Raw genomic sequence first — 20072 nt, forward strand, 5'->3', positions numbered from 1 at the left:
AGATTAATAAGGAAAAAAAGGAATGAATAAATTAAGTTTAGATATTATCTACAAAAAGTTAAATGAAAGATTAAGTTCGAGTGAAAACGAAGAATTTAATTTGTGGATAAATTCTTCACCAAAGCATAAGGCGTATTTCGAAAAAGTAAAAAATCACAAAGAATCTCATGTCGAAGATTTGGATATTGATTCTGTTGAAGATACCACAGATGAATTCATGAGCAGATTAGAGAAAAAGCATAGAGTGATTGTTCTCCACCAAATTCTTAGGTATGCTGCTGTTATTCTACTACCACTTATTGCAGGAGCTTATGTTTTATTTTTTACTAATCAGCAAATAGAGCAAGATTTAGCTCAAGTTATTTCTAATGATGTTGTCAGCGTAAGAGATCAGGCTGTATTGATCACATCAAGTGGTAAAACATATGAATTAGAGAATGGTGCTGAAGAGTCGATTGTAGAAGAAGATGGTGTGAATATTCGAAAGTACCTAAAAGCAGGATTAAAGTATGAGCAAAAAAAATCACCGAAAGAAAATAAGCCAGCTTACAATATTTTAAGAACGTCAAAAGGTGGCGAATATCAAATCGAATTAGCTGATGGAACTCATGTTCATTTAAATTGTGGTTCTGAATTAAGATACCCTGTTAGTTTTACTGGAGATACAAGAAAAGTAGAGTTGAAAGGTGAAGCTTATTTTGAGGTTGTGAAAAATGGGAAACCATTTTTTGTGGAAGTTGAAGATATGACCATAGAAGTTTTGGGAACCTGTTTTAATGTTATGGCTTATGAAGATGAAGAGACTGTTCAAACAACCTTGTTAAGAGGAAAAGTAAAGGTTGCTGCTGTTAAAGATGGTGTTATGAAGAGTTTGTTTTTGGAGCCAGGGAAGCAAGCTAGTTGGGATAATTTAAGTGGTGAATTAAATAGTAAAGTCGTTAAGACAGAATTGTATACATCATGGATTGATGGCTATTTTCGTTTTGAAGATCAACGTTTAGAGGATTTAATGAGAAATATTGCACGATGGTATGATGTTAAGGTTTTTTACCAAAATCCAGAATTAAAGAATAAACGCTTAACAGGGAAGTTGTATCGATTTGAAGATTTTAATGTGATAGCAAATATGATGGAGAAAATATCAGGAGTGAAAATGAGGAAAAATAAAGATGCCGTAGTGATTTCTTTTAAAGAGTAAGCATAAAAAAATCGGAAAATGCGTCAACATATTCCGATTCCTAATACAGATAATGAATACCATGCGGGTATTCGATGTTTAACTACCTATTTACAAATGTATGAAAAAAATCTTTTTTCAGAACACATTTGCCTTTTTTATAAGGTGGATGCGAATCTTACGTACCATGAGAAATGTGATTGTTTTAATAATCGCGTTTGGGTTTCAAGCCAGTGCTGGTGTTTTTTCACAAAGTCGAGTTAATGTTGATTTGAAAAATTCTAGTATTGAAAATTTAATTAAAATTATTGAAGAACAAACCGATTTAGGTTTCTTGTATGATGCTTCTCAATTAAGAGAGGTAAACCCAATTTCAGTCAGCGCTCAAAATGAGTCTGTTGAAAATGTTCTAAACGAGGCATTTAAGAATACAGGCTTAGGATATGAGGTCGATCATAAAACGATCCTTATTAAAGCTCTAGATTTAAAGGTCGACACTAATCAAGAAAAAGAGAAGATTATTAAGGGGAAAGTTGTAGACGAGAGTAAACTTCCTCTTCCAGGTGTTTCTGTAGTTGTAAAAGGGACTACACATGGGGTAACAACCGATTTTGATGGTAATTATACCATTAGTGTTTCTGACCACGATACCGTTTTGATATTTTCATTTATTGGGATGATTTCTCAAGAATATGTTCTCAAATCTGGAGATAATTTGGTTAATGTTACTTTAGTTAGTCATTCAGAACAACTTGGTGAAGTTGTTGTAACAACAGGTTATCAGAAAATTGATAGAAAGCTATTTGCAGGTTCTGCAACCAAATTAACTGCAGAAGACACCAAAATTGAAGGTATTGTAGATGTGAGTAGAATGATCGAAGGTCGATCGGCTGGTGTACAGGTGCAAAATGTATCAGGTACTTTTGGAGCAGCTCCGAAAATTCGTGTTCGTGGAGCTTCTTCTATCTATGGCGATCAGAAACCTTTATGGGTTGTTGATGGTGTTGTTTTGGAAGATCTAGTGAACGTTTCTGCTGATGAATTATCTTCAGGAGATGCCGAAACTTTAATTAGTTCTTCGGTTGCAGGTATCAACTCAGATGATATAGAGAGTTTCCAAATTTTGAAAGATGCTGCGGCAACTGCATTATATGGGGCGAAAGCGATGAATGGTGTTATTGTAATTACGACCAAAAAAGGGGTTAGAGGCAAAACAAGAATTAGCTACACTTCCAATTGGACGGTTAAAATGAAACCTGAATATTCAGATTATAACATTATGAATTCGAAAGATCAGATGTCTGTTTATTCTCAAATGCAAGACAAAGGTTGGTTGAATCATGCCGATGTAAGCCAAAGAAAAGATGGCGGCGTTTTCTTAAAGATGTATGATTTGATCAATCAATACGATCCAGCTACAGGATTTGGATTGGAAAATACGTCTGAAGCGCGTGATCGATTTCTACAAAAGTACGAAATGGCCAATACCGATTGGTTTGACATTCTATTTAAAAACTCAATAGCACAAGAACATTCTGTGAGTTTATCAAGTGGAACAGAGCGTTCTCAAACGTATGTTTCTACTAGTTTTTACAATGACGAAGGTTGGTCTATTTCTTCTAAGGTGAAGCGTTATACTGCCAACTTTAAGAATACAGTCCAAATCAACGATAAATTAAAAGTTGGTTTTAGTTCTGTTGGCTCTATTCGAGAGCAAAATGCTCCAGGAACGACCAAACGTGTCGATAATGTATTCGAAGGTGCTTATTCTCGTTCTTTCGATATTAATCCATTTTCTTATGCATTGAATACCTCTCGTACTATGAGAGCTTATGATGATAATGGAAATTATGAATTCTATAAACGTGATTTTGCTCCTTTTAATATCTTACACGAGTTAAAGAATAACAAAATCAAGCTGAATATTTTAGATTTAAATCTTCAGGCTGATTTAGAATACAAGTTTAATCCGCATTTGACCTATAACTTTATTGGATCTTTACGATATGTAAAATCGACCAGAGAGCACGAAATTAACGAAAAAAGTAATTATGCACAGGCTCATAGAATGGCTCCGAATTCTGTTGTACGTAAAGCAAATCAATTGCTGTATTTAGATCCTGAAGATGTTAATGGAGAGAAAGTTTCGGTACTTCCTGAAGGTGGATTCTACAATAGGTATGAGAATTATTTGAAGAGTACATACATCCGAAATGTATTGACTTATAACAATACTATTAAGGAAAAACACCTTATTAATGCCATGTTTGGTCAGGAAATAAAATCATCCGATCGCCAACAGTATTTTAATAATGGACCTGGATATCAGTATGGATCTGGTGGTGTGCCTTTTACCGATTACAGGTATTATAAGCAAGCATTAGAAGGAAATCAGGATATTTACAGCATGGGTTGGACTTACGATCGTTATCTTGCTTTTTTTACCAACTTAGCCTATTCCTACAAAGGTAAGTACACTATTAACGGTACTGCGCGTGTTGATGGATCGAATCAATTGGGACAGAATAGTCGTTCAAATTGGTTACCAACTTGGAATCTTTCAGCTTCATGGAATGTAACTGAAGAAGATTGGATGAAAGATCAAAATATTGTTTCAATGTTAAAACTACGTGGAACATATGGTTTGACTGCTTCTATGGGGGCAGCGACTAATTCTACTGCCATCTTAAAAAATCAAGTTACCAACAGACCTTATTTATCAGAGAAAGAAACTGGAATTAAAATTGAAAGTTTAGAAAATTCAAATTTAACATGGGAGAAACAATACGAAACAAATATAGGTATTGATTTAGGCTTGTTTAAAAATAGAATTAGTATTATTTCTGATGTTTACTACCGTCAAGGTTTCGATTTAATTGGTGTTTTAAAAACAAGTGGTATTGGTGGAGAAGGTTACAAATATGGTAATTATGCCGATATGACATCAAAAGGTGTAGAGTTAACCTTGAATACAAAAAATGTGGTTGCGAAAGATTTTAAATGGACTTCGAACTTCACCTTTGCTTATAATGAAAATGAAATCACCAATTTAAAGAGTAAGCCTAGAGTTTATGACTTGATATTAGCTGAAGGTGGACCAATTGAAGGCAGTGAAGTACGTTCTTTATATTCTATTCCATTTGCTGGATTAGATGAATATGGCGTACCAACTTTTTACGGTGAAGACGGTGAAGTTACTCAGAAAATTAATCTTCAGTCGAATGTTACCGATTACCTTAAATATGAAGGTCCTGTTGATCCTAAAATCACAGGTGGTTTTGATAATAAATTCAAATATAAAAATTGGGATCTAAGTGTATTTATTTCTTACGCTGCAGGGAACAAGATTCGTTTGAATTCTATTTTTAAATCGCAATATAACGATATGGATGCCATGTCGAATGAATTTAAGAACCGTTGGACCATGTTTGGTGATGAGAATGTTACCAATATTCCAACCATCTTAGGTCAACGACAAGAGTCAGAATTGTACGATTATCCAATGAGTTATTACAACTATAGCTCTGCAAGAGTTGCTAATGGAGATTTTGTTCGTTTAAAATCTTTGGCTTTAACTTATAACTTTCCAAAAGAAATGGTTAATAAGTTAGGTTTAAATAATGCTAGCTTAAAGGCACAGGCTACCAATTTATGGCTGATTTATTCGGATAAGGATTTGTATGGCCAAGATCCTGAATTCTATAGTTCGGGAGGAGTTGCATTACCTCAACCAAAGCAATTTACAGTAACACTGAAAGTTGGATTATAAAGTAAATGATTATGAAACGTCCATTATGAGATCATTTTTAGATTTAGAAAATGATTGGTTTATACTGGTAAGTTCTATCTGATACTTAAATATAAAAATAGAACAGATGAATATAATATATAAAGGTTTATTACTACTAATAGTAGGATCGACATTGTTCTCTTGCGAAGATTACCTAGATAAGGTACCCGACAACAGAACTGATATTAAGGAAAAAGAGCAAATTGGTAAACTTTTGGTGAATGCATATCCAAAAACAAGTTATGCTGCGCTTTGCGAAACCATGTCCGATAATGTTGGAGATAAAGGAAGTGATGAATTTATGTCTACTGAAAATACAGAGGCATATAAATACGTTGAGAACTTCACTAAAGAAAATCAAAATACACCTATCTTTTATTGGAACTATGCTTATGCAGCAATTGCACATGCAAATCAGGCAATAAAAGAAATTGAGGAATTGGAATCGAATGGAGCCTCAGATTTGGATTCATATCGAGGAGAAGCTCTGGTTTGTAGAGCTTATGCTCATTTTATGTTGGTGAATTTGTTTGCTGTAGATTACGATAAAACTACAGCGACTATCGATTTAGGAATTCCTTATGTAGAGGAGGTTGAAACAGAATTGATTAAAGAATATAAAAGAAATACGGTTGCTGAAGTATATGAAAAAGTGGAAGCTGATTTATTAGAAGGATTGGATCTTTTAGATGATAATCGCTATTCAGTGCCAAAATATCATTTTACAGTTGCAGCAGCAAAAGCATTTGCGTCAAGATTTTATTTGTGGAGAGAAAGAGATGAAAGTGATTTATCTCAATCAATTTCCTATGCAAATGATGTTTTGGGTGTAAATCCTTCGGCAATGATTAGAGACTACAATGGTTTTTATACAAGTGCTAGTTATTCTGAAAAACAGGCACAATTTACGAAAGCTGATGAAAAACCAAATTTATTATTGTCCGAGTGTATTGATAATTGGGGGTATTATTATCCTTATTTGAGATTTTCTTTGTCTGCCCCATTAAATCAGAAAATATTTATGTTTTCGGCAACTTTGAAATGGGGAATGACTTATTCACATATCATTCATGGAGGAAATGATTTTCCACATTTTCCAAAATGGAGAAATCATGAGATTAAAGATGATCCAAATTCCAATTCTTTTGTTCCCTCCTTTATGATGCCTTTGTTTACAACTGATGAGTTGGTCTACAATAGACTTGAGGCATTTTTGAAAATGGGTGATGTTGATGCTGCTTTGGAAAATTTTAATGTAATTATTAGTCAGAGGGTAGATGATAAGTATGGAGCTGTAACAGTTTCAAAGTACGATATCAATCACTTTTATACGACTGGAGAGCAGGTTCTTTTTCCTCCATATGTATTACCAACTTATGAAACAGATGAAGAGATTGCGGAGCTTACTGAATCAATGTGGAAATTTTATCACGATCTGAAAAGAAAAGATTTTATTCACGAAGGAATGCGTTGGTTTGATATTAGAAGGTTCGAATTGGAAGTAACTCATGAAACGGCAGAGGGTGAAATTTATAAATTGGAAGCAAAAGATCCTAAAAAAGCACTTCAAATTCCAGAAATAGCAATCGCAAATGGTTTACAACCTAATAAAAGAAATTGATATGAAATTATATAAATATATATTCCTGATATTATTAGCGACTACATTTGTGGCTTGTGATGATGAGGAAGACTTAGGCAAGTCGAATATCGTGATTGATGATACAAAAAATGAAATTGATCAATGGATTTATGATAATCTTACTAAAACGTACAATATAGAGGTTAAATACGAATGGGATGATACAGAATTGGAAAACGATAAAGTTTTAGCTGCCCCAGCTCTCGATAAAGTATTACCATTCTTAAAAACATTAAAAAAATCGTGGATTGAACCTTACGAAATTCATGGAGGCGAAACATTTATTAGAACTTACATTCCTAAATTGCTTGTGCTTGTTGGAAGTCGTAATATGAATGACGATGGAACTATGGTACAAGGAACTGCAGTAGGGGGAAGAAAAGTTGTGATTTATCAGCTGAATGAATTCGATCCCGAATACCAAAATTCAAGTAAGGCTTTTTTAAAGAGAATGCTTCATGTAATGCATCACGAATTTGGACATATTTTGCACCAAACGGTTATGTATCCTGATGAATTTAAATTGGTTACGGCTGGTGGATATACTTCGGCATGGATGAACGTGAGCGAAACGGATGCTTTAAGTGAAGGTTTTATTACGCCATACTCCAAATTGGATGTTGACGAAAATTTTGTTGAAACAATTGCTACTATTCTTACCAATAGTAAGGATCAATACGATGCAATTTTATTGCGAGGATCTTCTGCTGGACAAAAATTACTTAGAACAAAAGAAGAGATTGTCGCAAACTATTTTCAAGATGTTTGGCACATTGATATCTATGCATTGCAAGCAGATATCTATAAAGTCATTCAGGAAATGGATTTGGAAGAGGTGGCAGGAGAGTAATTTAGCCATTGAGAATGAACAAGGAACTTATGCCGTGTGTTTAATATAGTTTAATAGCATAGCAGGTTCCTTTAAGATTTTAAAGTTCATAAATCAAAAATTAAAAGAAATGAAGAATACGATATTAATCATATTAGCATGTTTGCTTGCATTTACAGCCTGTGATAACGAGGTAGATGAGTTGTTTGAACAATCATCTCAGGAAAGGATTAATGATGCAAAAATAGAATATAAAGATATTTTAACGAGCTCTGAAAATGGTTGGGTAATTGAAGTTATTCCTGGAGCTGAAAATAAAGGCGCTTACAGTGCTTATGTAACATTTAACGACGATGGTAAGGTGTATTTAAGTACTGATTTTAGCCCTTATGATTATGAAGCAGAAATAGATTCTTCTTTGTATGAGATTAATTATACACAGGGAATGACGATCGCTTTTACTACGTTTTCTCAGATGAATTATTTCTCGAATCCAAACAATAGTGGAGGAACTGGTTTAGGTGGAGATGTTGAGCTTTTGGTAAAAGAAATTTCTGATGATAAGATTGTTTGCGAGGGAAAAGTAAATAAAGGTTCATTTATTTTTACAAAGGCCGATACAAAATCACATATTGATGCATTGAATGAAGTGCTTAAGGTAGAAGAAGCACTAATTGGAAAAACGTATTTCAGTGATTATGCGTTTCCAGTTCTTCAGTTTGAAGATGGTACGAAAGTTTCATTTATATATGATTCGTATTATCGTGCTGTGTCAACTACAGAGTATAAGAATACTGCAGATGGGGTTGAAATAAACAAGAGTATTCTACGTGTAAAATTTGATAAGACAGGGATGTCTTTTATTGACTCTTTAGAGGTTGATGGAAATGTAGTTAGCAGATTAGATTATAACGCGACTGATAATTCTTTTAAAACACCATCGGATCAATCAACGGCTGAATTTATTATTTCTCCATTGCCTCCTGCAGAGATTGCTGGTGTTGCCGATGCATTTATCAATTCTAAATATGGAACCATTAGTTCTTACGGGAAAAATTTCAAAGCAATCATGGATCCTTTCAGTGAGTTGTATCCTCTATTTGCCGAAATTCAATTTTCAAGATATTACTCTTATAGCGGTATAACATTCAAATTTAAGCCTAATGATTATCCATATGCGAAGTTGAAAGATAATGAAATTACAAAAATGTCTGAAAGTGAGATTAAATTTGAATTTGATACTTATGTCGATAAGTATTCAAACATGTTTAAATATCATATTGAAGACCGTTTAACAACTCCAGAGGGGCAAGCGATCATGGATGTGTTATTTTCTGATAGTGGATTTAGTTTGTTTTCAGAAGACAATGTAAATTTCACCTTAGTTAAAAAGGACGATCCTACAATTTGGTTTATGATGTATATGTCGGAAAGTGGTTTGTAATAAAAAATCAATTCTTAGAATTTTAATTTCTTAAGAATAATTTCGAGATTAAAAATGATATTGTAATTATCAAAACACAATTATTTCTACTGGCTTTGTTCGTAAATTGCCTTCAAAGCCAGTAGATTATTTTATAAGATTGTGTTCAAATTGTTTCTTGTAGTAAACAGATTTGGGCTGATAAGGAAAACCCTATTATTTCCAATTTTATCACATTAGGAGAATTCAAAGGTTGAGTCTCGTGTATACTCATAAATTTTTACGTTTGTGGGTTTATAAGAATTTAGTTAGTTGTTAAGTTAAAGAGTGGTTGCGTTTTGCGCAGCTGCTCTTTTTTAGATTATTAGTTTTCTGAAATCGAATTGATGTTGAGTGACTGTTTATTTCGGATTATTGTATTTAATATTTTATTGATATGCGAAATTTGATATTGATTTCCTTAATTTTGACGCCACATATTTTAAAGCAAATTTATATTACGGTGTGTGGGATAAGTAATTGACCTGAAAAATCCCTAAAATAAGGTAAGGCAGAATATTAAATTAGAATTATGAGTGAACAAACAGTTCAAATAGTAGATAATAGAAGTAATGGAATTGGAACAGCAGGTTTTGTACTAGCTTTACTAACATTATTTCTAGGTTGGATTCCTTTTATAGGTTGGGTTATGTGGCTATTAGGACTTGTTTTTAGTGCTATGGGAATTTCTAAAGCTAAAAAAGTGAAAACAGGAATGGGATTATCAGTAGCAGGTCTTGTTATTAGCTTAATTGGAATTGTTGTCGTTTTTGTTGTAGCAGGTGCTCTATTAACAATCTTAGGTTTAGCTATGTAATATATATAATCTATTTTATTGAAAAATCCCGACGTGTTCTGCATGCCGGGCTTCCTTTTTAGAAATGAAAAAGGGCTGATTCTATTCTCAGAATCAGCCCTTTGTTTTCTTTTTTAAGAAGTCTAAAAGAAACCTTTTAATAAGTTTTTAGCTGCTTTTTCAAGTTCTTTTGTTCCTTTTTTCTTCAATTCTTTCATTGCTGCATCTTTGGCTTGCTTAATTGCCTTGCTTAAATCTAAGTTAACTTTAGGATCGTCAACTGTTCCCGTAATCTTAACAGAGACATCAAGTTTTTCAATGCTTTTGTTACCAGGTATTTTGTCAAGAAATTTAGTTACATCACTACCTAGTTCTTCTTTAGGAAGTTTCATATCCATTGTAAAATCTAGTTTACCATCAACTGATTGAGTACCATAGATTGTTGCTGGATGCCCTGCCAATTTTGTAGTAAAAGGTTTTACAATGATATTACCGTTAGTGATAACAAAATCCATATCGAATTTTGAAACCGAAATACGTTTGTAGCTATCATTTTTAAGAGCCTTAGCCAGGGCAACAAAAGCTTTACTATCCTTTATGATGATGCCTTGTGAGTGGAATGCTCCTTTTCCATTTAAAGTATTCATCACAGGATTCATTTCTTCGTTTAATTGAGCTTTTATTTCTAGATCAGAAGAAACTTTCCCTTCACAATTTAATGCCATAGGAATCATTTCTTTCACCATGGTCAATGATTCGTAAGTTGATTTGATGTCGAAATTATTAACATCTAAACCAAAATCGAAATTAGGTTTTTTAATATCCTTGGTGCTATAAGAACCATTCATGGTCATTTGTCCTTTTAGCATATCCATTGAAAGGTTTGTTAGTTTAGCTACCGAATTTTTAACAACGATTAAGCCTTTCACATTTTCGATATCCATTTTATCAAATTTGATTTTTTGCATGTTTGCAACAAACTTGATATCTAAATCTGCAGGAACAGGAACAACAGACATTGGAATGGTATCTGCACTTTCAACAGTCTCGGTTTCACTTTCGGTCATGAATTCGTTTAGGTCGAATACCTTAGATGTCATATTGAAATTACCCTTAAGTGTTTTTCCTTTTAAGGCATAAGGAATGTAGTTTTCAAGTTTACCTTTAAGTTGAACATCCGATTTTCCAATAAGAGAATTGAATGAACTTAAGTTGATGAACTGTGGCGTAAAACTTAAAACAGAACTAATGATGCGAATACCCTGAGGGAAGTCAGGTGTGGTAAATTCAAAGTTTTTAAGTTTAACATCACCCTTAGCCATAAATTTTTCATATTCTTCTTTTTCAATAGCAGATAAACGACCGTTGAAACTAATATCTGAAGTTATGATACCTGCAATTTTAATGCTATCCATTGGAATGGCGTGGCGAATCTTGGCGAAGTCAATAACACCTTTACAAAGACCACTAATCTCAGGATCGCTCATTGGTGTTTTTATGTGAATCTCAGCATCAATCGGGTTGTTGGCAACTTCTAGATGGAATGCATTCACATCGGCAACAAGAGCATCTAAATCGCCACCAGGGTGATTCACTTCAGCATCAATATTAATATTGTTGATGGTTTCTGGAAGCTCAGGATATTTGATATTGGCATCGGCTACTTTTAATTTGGCTCCAAAAGCAGGCATATGATCTTCTCTGTATTCTCCTTTAACAAAAGCATTCAGAACTAAATTGCCCGATGTCTCTAAACCTTTAATATCTTTCATAAAGGTCTCAGGAATCATAGATAATAAGGATTTAAAATCAGTCTTTTTAGCATCTAGTTTGATGTCCATATCGTAGGCATCTTTCAGCATGGCAAAATTACCCGTCATACCAAATTCCAAATCGTTTAGAGTTAACTTATTTTCTTTGAAGTTAAAAACCATATTCTCTAAATCGGCACCCAAAGCGGCTTCTAGACCTAGTTTAGCATTGTTAAGGTATTTGACACCTTCGTAATCTAAGGTGATACCTGTAGCCTTAGAATTAATGTTTAAATTGGTTTCTTTAGCTGAGAAATCTCCATTTAGGTTTAAATCCAGATCAGCAAGAACGAGGTTTGTTTTTAGAGTCGCATCGTGATATTCCAAAGCGAAATCTTCAACACGAACTTCTTCGAATATAATTTTGAAATCTGAAGCTTCAGAGCTTTCGTCCTCAGCGACCTCTTTCTCGGTTGTTGATTTAGAAATATCCCAGTTTGCTTTGCCAGATTCTAAGACGAGTGCATTTACCTTTGTTTTTGCTAAAACGATAGCCCCAACATTAAGCTGCTCGCCCGAAATTGCAGAACCTAAATCAATAGCTGTGTACAAACTACCTACATAGGCCAAAGTATCATTCGAGAAATCACCTTTTCCTACAACCGATATGCCTTGAATTTCGACAAATAGTTTTGGGAAGTTTTTGAACATAGATAAGCTAACATCTGCAATTTCAATTTTTGCATCAACTGCTTTGTCCATTTCTACTTTTACACGATCCATAATTTGATCTTTGAAAAGGTAAGGAAGTAGAGCTAATAGCAGTATAAGAACTATCATTACGCCACCAAAAATTTTAAGGAATTTCTTCATTTTAGTAATTTTATATTTACAAAGTTGACTTATTAATTGAGGTTTATGATTTAGATATTAAAATTAGCCTTTTTTAGCTTTAGAACAATTCTGCAAGCAGATGTTTTAATAAAAATTAAGCTTAAAGGTGTAGATTTCGTTGGACTATAATTTTTTTTTGATTTGTATATTCTTTAGATTCAGCTTTCTATAGTGAATAAAGGGGTTTGTGTATAGTTTTGATGTAAAAATGCTTGCAGCATTAGAAAAAAAAACCTTATATTTGCATCGCAATTAAGAAAAGGACGTGTAGCATAACTGGATAGTGCACCTCGTTACGGCCGAGGAGGTTGGGGGTTCGAATCCCTCCATGTTCACAGAATGATTGAATTTCCCACCAAGTAGGAGGGATGAGAACCTAAAGGGGTTCGTAATATATTCATGACGAACGAAGAGAGGAGTTAACATGTTCTCGATGAGCAAAGCGAAGAGTCATCCCTCCATGTTCACAATAAGAGTTTATACAAATAACGATTTGTATATTATAGGTAATCAGAAAATAATTCAGAATTCTGATTCGAAAAATTTAATGGACGCGTAGCATAACTGGATAGTGCACCTCGTTACGGCCGAGGAGGTTGGGGGTTCGAATCCCTCCGTGTTCACTTAAAGATTGAATTTCCCACCAAGAAGGAGGGATGAGAACCTAAAGGGGTTCGTAATATATTCATGACGAACGAAGAGAGGAGTCATTCCTCCGTGTTCACAATAAAGGTTTATACAAATAACGATTTGTATATTATAGGAATCAGGAAATAATTCAGAATTCTGATTCGAAAAACATAATGGACGCGTAGCATAACTGGATAGTGCACCTCGTTACGGCCGAGGAGGTTGGGGGTTCGAATCCCTCCGTGTTCACATATAGATTGAATATCCCACTAAGTAGAAGGGATGAGAACCTAAAAGGGGTTCGTAATATATTCATGACGAACGAAGAGAGGAGTCATCCCTCCGTGTTCACAATAAAAACCTTTCCTAGATCAAGGGGCTTCCACCCTCTAGGTTAAAGAATCGCCTCCATTTATTTGGTGGCGATTTTTTGTTTATATATACTTCCCATTTTTATAGTAAATTTTTTAAATAAGTTGAGGCTGAGGTCAAATTGAAAAGTTGGAGGATGATAAAAATAATTGAATCCTTATTGACTTAAATTTGGTATCATGTTTTCAGCAAAAGATTCCTACAAGCTCTATCTTCAAGTAATTTACAATAGGAGCTGTTTTCTTAATTTGATTTTACTCAAGTTTTCTTAAGATTAGATTGATCTGCACAATCAAAATAAATTAATATACATCCTTCTCTATAATTAGAGGAGAATTTTTTAGAATTTAATCCATAAAAAAAGGAGAATAAAACATCTGTTTATTCTCCTTTGTGATTTATTTAGTATCATAACTTAAGTAATTAAACTAGCTTGTTTGTTGAGGTACTGTGTGTTTGATAAATTAAAAGATTCATTAAATATCGTTATTTTGAAATTAGGCTTAAACCATAACCCTTACATCGATTAGATTGTTTTTTTAATTTAATTTTTATTACTTGATATTTCTCAACAATAAACTTTCATCTATAATTATGACTTATAGTCTAATAAAATATTCTCTTAATTTATTTATCACAGACATCTCTTTTGTAAAGCTAGTTGTAGATTCAAACTCATGCATCATAGTTATTAATTCGGATTTTTCTAGTAATGATGTCTCTATTCCATATTTGTGTGCCTTACGATTTAATTCACATGTCATAATCGTAAAACTACCTTTTTTAGATCTATCAATATATATATCACCACACTTTAAAATATGTTCATCATAATTATCGAAATGAGGATGTACAATCTTAAAAGAATTTGAAGAGCTTGGATAATTTGTATACTCTTTTACTCTACTTAAAGGATTTGTTTCTTCTTCTTCAACTTCTTGATTTCTCTTAATTTCATTACAATCACAACATATAACACATAAATTTTTAGGTTTAAACATAAAACCTCGCGCTATTGATTTTGGTACTATATGTTCAATATTTGCATTGTATACTGAACGAATTGAAATATCTTTCCTACAATAGGGACAAATTCCAGATTGATCCCGATAGTGATTTCTTATATGTTTTCTTATTGCTTGTAGATCTTCATCTCCCCAGTCTTTATAAGTGAATTGGGGATTATTCATCTTTCCTGATATTATTTTACTCTCCTTAGAATTAAAATGCACAGGAATGGTAATATCAGGCATATTTTCTTTTTAAATCAGTTAACAAATAAAATAAGTTTTTTAGGGGGTCATTATCTTCCATAAAACTTATTTGGGATTCTATAATTTTATAATTTGAGAGATCTTCTTGATCAAATACTTTTGTTTTGGCTATTTTAGCCATTATTGAAAAAACTAATCTATTTAAATACTCATTTTTATATCCAGGAGCATTAAAAATACTTGCTAATTGGAAATCTATAGAATGATTGATATATTCTTTTGCTGGTTTTAGTTCAGAATTATCCATTTTTAAAATAAAACAGTTATCAGTATCAAGTCTAGAAATTAGCTGAGGAGAATGTGTTGCAATAATAAAATGGCAGTTTTTGTAACTACGAAATGTAGTCATTAGAAGAGTAATATATTTTTCTTGCCATGAAGGATGCAATGAAATTTCTGGCTCATCAATAAATATCAAGCTGTTATCTTGAATTTCACAAGCAATTCCCAAGAAAGTAGTGAAAATACATTGTTCACCTGAACTGGCTTCACTTATTCTAAATACATTTTGTGAATCTAATTTCTTTAATCCAACATTTCTTAGTTTTAACATGCCTGATTCAACTAAGAAACTGAAATCTTGATAATCAAATATATTATCTATGCCTAAAACAGAAATTGTTATTTCGTATTTTTTCTTTCTCCAATCATCGAAATTATTTAGAATGTTAATGATCTTTTCTATTTTATGAACATCAATCTCATTATTTTCATTTCTAAAAAAACGATTATTAGATCGAGTTCTTAATTCGAATAGTTTTTCAAATTCATATGGAATTTTCTTATTTGCAATTAACTCATCGAAACTTCGACGTGTTAATTGAACATCAAAACTTGCATGAATTCTATCAGAATAACCTAAGTAGTTTAACACATCAGAGATTTTAAAAAATTGGTTTTGTTTATAGTGAGCAATATTCATTAAAGAACCAATTATTTTAGACATAAATGCTAAACTAAAGTTGTGATGTCGTAAATCTCTTATACCTACATAGCAGTAGTTGTCTTGATTTAATTCTCTAGACTTATATAAATTTTGGAGTGGAAATTTGTCAAATGGACTTGTAGAAACTGCAATTATTTTAGCTGGTTTTTTTGTGCTTTTGATAACACCTTCTCCACATGATGCGAAACCTAATTCTTTTTGTTTAAGATAATAATTGTTAGATTCGTTTATATTATTTCTGATTAAATTTCCTAATAGTCTACTTTTACCTGTTCCATTTTTACCTACTAGTACAGTAAAAACATTCTCGTAATAATTTACTGAATCATCTATGAATTTATAAATTTTGTTTCCCTTTTTGTATTCTTGAATCATTATAATTTGCTATTATTTTTTTGACTGCATAATACATTTAGCAGAAGTAAGATAATGTGTGATTTATTTAAAAACTCTTCTATTGTTGATAGTAATAAGTTTTTTTGTTAAATTTTAGATTTTATTTAAATAGACTATCTGTTTGGTTTCAATTCTTTAGGTGCAGCAGGCAGCATCAGGTTTTATTTTGAATAATTTAGTTTCTGCTTAATTATATAACAAGTAAATGTACATAATTAAAGTCTAAATAAATATGGAAACGAGTTAGAATTTAAACAGTATAAAAGTGAGTACTAAACTTGTTGATGCTTAACTCAATTTTGGATCAGTTTCAAAAGGAGGACGTGGAATTTTTAGGCACAAAAAAAGACGATACTTTCGTATCGTCTTTTTGTGATCCAGCCAGGGCTCGAACCTGGGACCTATAGCTTAGAAGGCTATTGCTCTAATCCAACTGAGCTACTGGACCATCCTTGTAATGTATTGTTGCAAAAAAATTAAGTGATCCAGCCAGGGCTCGAACCTGGGACCTATAGCTTAGAAGGCTATTGCTCTAATCCAACTGAGCTACTGGACCATTTTTCTTTTAATGCGATGCAAATATAGGGATTAATTATTGTCTCACACAAATAATTTAGAGCTTTTTCTTAGGCTTTTTGGTGAGTTTGACTTAAATATCTAACTGTCAGAATATCTATTTTTATATTTTCATCTTTTTTTTTCAGATACATGCCTATTTCCGTCAAACCCTTTACTAAATTCGCATGTTTTAACCTTTTTCGAACACAAAAAAACAAATATTAATGCTTAGAAGCTATTCTTCTAATATTCCCAAACTCTATATTATTAAGTTGGCAAAGTGGTTTATGCTTACGATGCCTATTATTGTTCTTTTTTATCAAGAGAACGGACTTAGTATGCAGAATGTTTTAACTCTAAAAGCATTTTATTCGGTTGCAGTTGTTATTATGGAGATTCCTTCGGGATATTTTGCTGATGTATGGGGTAGGAGGAAAACATTAATACTAGGTAGTATATTGGGATGTTTGGGTTTTGTTGTTTATAGCTTTAGTTCCGATTTTTATGGATTTTTATTGGCTGAGATTGTTTTGGGAATTGGATCAAGTTTTATTTCGGGAGCCGATTCAGCTTTGCTTTACGATAGCTTGTTGCAGGACAAGAAGGAGGGTACTTATTTAAAGCAGGAGAGTAGAATGATGTCAGTTGGTAATTTTGCCGAAGCTCTGGCAGGTATTGCTGGCGGTAGTCTTGCCTTAATTAGTTTGCGAACACCTTTTATATTCCAAATTTTTATCGCCTTTATGGCTGTACCTGCATCTTTCTTGCTGTTGGAAGTTGAAAAGAAAAAGAATCAAACTAAAAATGGATTTGTACACGTTTTAAAGATCGTTCGATATGCCTTATGGGATAACTCAGAATTGCGACTAAATATCTTGTATTCGTCTATAATTGGTTGTGCAACGCTCTCTTTGGCGTGGTTTGTTCAGCCCTATTTAAAACAGTTCGATATGGATGTAAGTCGAATAGGTATTATCTGGACTTTGCTGAATTTGACGGTTGGTTTCACAGCTTTGTTTGCATATCGAATTGAAAGTCGTTTGGGAAAGATAGGAACCTCATTATTTATTTTAATTGGAGTTTCAAGTGGTTTTGTTTTTTCAGGTGTAACGACTACTCAGTTGGGCATAATTTGTCTATTCTGGTTCTATATTGTAAGAGGTATAGCGACACCTATTCTTAAGGATTATATCAATCGAATTACGAGTTCTGATATGCGGGCAACTGTTTTATCGCTACGGAACTTTATTATTCGTATTCTATTTGCCATTATTGCGCCTTTCTTGGGTTGGTATAGTGATCATTTTAGCATTGGAGAGGCCTTAATCTTTGCTGGTAGTATAATCTTCCTTTTGGGAGGTTTTACGCTCTTCTTTCTCTTTAAAACAGAGAGAAAGTAAGCCTTAAATCTTTCGGGATAATAGTTTCGATGCCTATTAGTTCTCTAAAAGGGAATGTTTGAAATTCAGTCTCCCTTTATAGTTGGGGTAAACTGAATTTCCTTTACCCTTATTTATGTTTGATTTAATCACAGTATCTTTCAGGAACGATTTTGACGGACGCTTATAGGTTTAAGTTTGACATTCTAGCTTTCCTTAATATAGAAGGTTTCACTAGCTTAGGACATTAAAAAAGAGTCTCGTTTGAGACTCTTTTTTTATATTCAGATAATAAGATTTAACTTATTTCTTTTTCTTGTTTGCCATTTTTGCAGCTTCTTCTAAACGTTTTTGAAATTTCGATTTAGTAACTGGCTTTTTCTTCGATGCTTCAAGCATAGCTAATACCTTATCGTCATCAACCATCCATTTACGAATTGCCCAAGTTTGAACGATTGTAAATAAAGTTGCAATAAAGTAGTAGTACGATAAACCTGATGCATAATTATTGAACCAAACTAGGAACATAACTGGCATCATATACATCATAGCTTGCATACCTGGCATCTGATTTGACGATTGCATTTGACCATTCATCTTAGTGTAAACTAAGTTGGTGATTGCCATCAAAATACAGAATAAAGAAATATGATCTCCGTACCAAGGAATATCCCAAGGTAAAGTTACTATCGAGTCATAAGACGATAAATCTGTTGCCCAAAGGAAACTTTCTTGACGAAGTTCAAAAGATGCAGGGAAAAATCGGAATAAAGCAATCAAAATAGGGAATTGAACTACCATTGGTAAACAACCACCCATCGGATTTACCCCAGCTTTCTTATACAGGGCCATGGTAGCTTGCTGACGCTCCATTGATTTATCTTTTGGTATTCTCTCGTTTATTTCATCAATTTGAGGCTTCAAGACTCTCATCTTAGCCGTTGATAAGTACGACTTATAAGTTAGAGGAGACAGAACCAGTTTGATTAGAATAGTCAGAATCAAAATAATTAAACCATAATTACCTATAAATCTTTCAAGGATATCGAATACTTCAATTACAACGTATCTATTAACCCATCCAAAAATGCCCCAGCCTAAGTTGATTACTCCTTCAAGTTGGATGTCTTTTCCGTACTTACGAAGCGTTTTGTATTTGTTAGGACCAAAATAGAATTTCATAGGGTAGCTTTCTTTCACTTCACCATTATAAGGGAGTAAAATTTCGGCTGCGTAATTCTTTATAATAGGAGAACCTTTACCCATATCCACGGATTTCAAGCTCTGTACCTTAAATGTGTTTTTAGAAATAAGAGCCGAAGAGAAGAACTGTTGCTTAAAAGCAATCCATTTAATTTCTGGCGTTAAATCTTCCACAGATGCTTCATCTTCACCACTAACGTTTAATTCATCTACATCACCTTCATTGGGTTTAAAATAAAGAGCGGAGTACATATCCTCATTCTTACGACCTTTTTCTTTACCATAAAGATCGGCTTGCCAGTTGAATGTTAGGTTTTTTTCGCTTCGAGAAATAATATCTTTAAGACCAATTGCTTTGATATCAAAGTCAAGCATGTAGCTATCTGGAGCTAGGGTGTATACATACTCAAGGTATTGATCGTCACTAGCCTTAAGTTTCATGCTTAAGGCCTTTTGACTAGAGCTTGCATCAATATTGTCAAAACCAGCATCTGAAGTAAAGAATAAATCTTGAGTGTCTATCGATTTACCGTCAGTATCGAAAGTCATACCAAAACGATTCTTATCACCTTCCCAAAGGATTAATGGTAATGAATCGTGAGTTTTGTAATTTTTAAGCTCAACAGAGTAAATACGTCCCCCTTTGTTGCTAACCTTAATTTTTACAAGTTTATTTTCAAGAGTAATAAATTCTTCTTTTTGAGCTGCCGATGAAGAAAATACACCAAATGCCTCTTGTAGGCTTGCAGGATCTTTTTGCCTTTCAACCTCAATGGTTTTTTGAGTAGCTAATTTTTCCGTCTCTAATTCTAGATCGTGTGCTTCTTCAACTCTAGCAATAGAGTCGCGGGTTTTTAGAGCCTGTACTTCTTCGGCCGATGGTTTGGTTAGGTAAGTATACCCAATCAAAATGGCTCCAATAATGACTAATCCCCAAATTGAATTTTTATCCATTTATTCGTTTTCAGTTTAT

Annotated in this window: 11 protein-coding genes and 5 tRNA genes; 10 read left to right on the forward strand and 6 right to left on the reverse strand. The window is 33.2% G+C overall.

Translation table 11 applies throughout. The features are described 5' to 3' along the window. Positions 1-22: 22 nt before the first annotated feature. From EMN46_RS09865 to EMN46_RS09890, 6 genes are all read left to right on the forward strand, one after another. Entirely contained in the window at positions 23-1198 is a 1176-nt protein-coding gene (locus EMN46_RS09865; protein ID WP_154200643.1) for a FecR family protein, read from the forward strand. A gap of 100 nt (positions 1199-1298) precedes the next feature. Further along, complete coding sequence (locus EMN46_RS09870; protein WP_154200644.1) at positions 1299-4946, forward strand: SusC/RagA family TonB-linked outer membrane protein; 3648 nt, start codon at positions 1299-1301, stop codon at positions 4944-4946. Between the two features lie 106 nt (positions 4947-5052). Beyond that, a complete protein-coding gene (locus tag EMN46_RS09875) occupies positions 5053-6588 on the forward strand; it encodes a RagB/SusD family nutrient uptake outer membrane protein (RefSeq protein WP_154200645.1) in 1536 nt (511 codons plus the stop codon). A 1-nt stretch (position 6589) separates the two neighbouring features. After that, the gene (locus tag EMN46_RS09880) at positions 6590-7459 is read left to right on the forward strand and encodes a putative zinc-binding metallopeptidase (RefSeq protein WP_195715236.1); all 870 of its coding nucleotides are present in this window, start codon (positions 6590-6592) and stop codon (positions 7457-7459) included. Positions 7460-7568: 109 nt separating this feature from the next. Further along, the gene (locus tag EMN46_RS09885) at positions 7569-8882 is read left to right on the forward strand and encodes a DUF4302 domain-containing protein (RefSeq protein WP_154200647.1); all 1314 of its coding nucleotides are present in this window, start codon (positions 7569-7571) and stop codon (positions 8880-8882) included. Positions 8883-9432: 550 nt separating this feature from the next. Then, positions 9433-9717 carry a hypothetical protein gene (locus EMN46_RS09890; protein WP_154200648.1) on the forward strand — a complete coding sequence of 95 codons (285 nt, stop codon included), beginning with the start codon at positions 9433-9435 and terminating at the stop codon, positions 9715-9717. A 122-nt stretch (positions 9718-9839) separates the two neighbouring features. On the opposite strand, the gene EMN46_RS09895 is transcribed toward EMN46_RS09890, so the two are convergent. Next, positions 9840-12320 (reverse strand): AsmA-like C-terminal region-containing protein, encoded by a 2481-nt coding sequence (locus EMN46_RS09895; protein WP_154200649.1) that lies wholly within the window; start codon positions 12318-12320, stop codon positions 9840-9842. Positions 12321-12602: 282 nt separating this feature from the next. Here EMN46_RS09895 and EMN46_RS09900 point away from each other — a divergent pair. From EMN46_RS09900 to EMN46_RS09910, 3 genes are all read left to right on the forward strand, one after another. Then, a tRNA-Arg gene (locus EMN46_RS09900) sits at positions 12603-12676 on the forward strand. Between the two features lie 214 nt (positions 12677-12890). Then, positions 12891-12964 (forward strand) — tRNA-Arg (locus EMN46_RS09905). A gap of 182 nt (positions 12965-13146) precedes the next feature. Beyond that, positions 13147-13220 (forward strand) — tRNA-Arg (locus EMN46_RS09910). A 722-nt stretch (positions 13221-13942) separates the two neighbouring features. Here EMN46_RS09910 and EMN46_RS09915 read toward each other — a convergent pair. From EMN46_RS09915 to EMN46_RS09930, 4 genes are all read right to left on the reverse strand, one after another. Next, a complete protein-coding gene (locus EMN46_RS09915) occupies positions 13943-14596 on the reverse strand; it encodes an HNH endonuclease (RefSeq protein ID WP_154200650.1) in 654 nt (217 codons plus the stop codon). Then, positions 14589-15938 (reverse strand): AAA family ATPase, encoded by a 1350-nt coding sequence (locus EMN46_RS09920; RefSeq protein ID WP_154200651.1) that lies wholly within the window; start codon positions 15936-15938, stop codon positions 14589-14591. The genes EMN46_RS09915 and EMN46_RS09920 overlap by 8 nt, the downstream gene beginning before the upstream one ends. 394 nt (positions 15939-16332) lie before the next feature. Further along, positions 16333-16407 (reverse strand) — tRNA-Arg (locus tag EMN46_RS09925). A 33-nt stretch (positions 16408-16440) separates the two neighbouring features. Beyond that, positions 16441-16515, reverse strand: a tRNA-Arg gene (locus tag EMN46_RS09930). 226 nt (positions 16516-16741) lie between these two features. Between EMN46_RS09930 and EMN46_RS09935 the strand changes: the two genes are divergently transcribed. Next, positions 16742-17917, forward strand: a complete 1176-nt coding sequence (locus tag EMN46_RS09935; protein WP_154200652.1) for an MFS transporter — start codon at positions 16742-16744, stop codon at positions 17915-17917. Positions 17918-18199: 282 nt separating this feature from the next. Here the strand turns inward: EMN46_RS09935 and yidC are convergent, their stop codons facing one another. Continuing rightward, on the reverse strand, positions 18200-20053 hold the full coding sequence (gene yidC, locus EMN46_RS09940) for a membrane protein insertase YidC (protein WP_154200653.1): 1854 nt from the start codon (positions 20051-20053) through the stop codon (positions 18200-18202). Positions 20054-20072 lie beyond the last annotated feature (19 nt).

This window comes from Ancylomarina sp. 16SWW S1-10-2 (genome assembly GCF_009669305.1).
Lineage (GTDB): Bacteria > Bacteroidota > Bacteroidia > Bacteroidales > Marinifilaceae > Ancylomarina.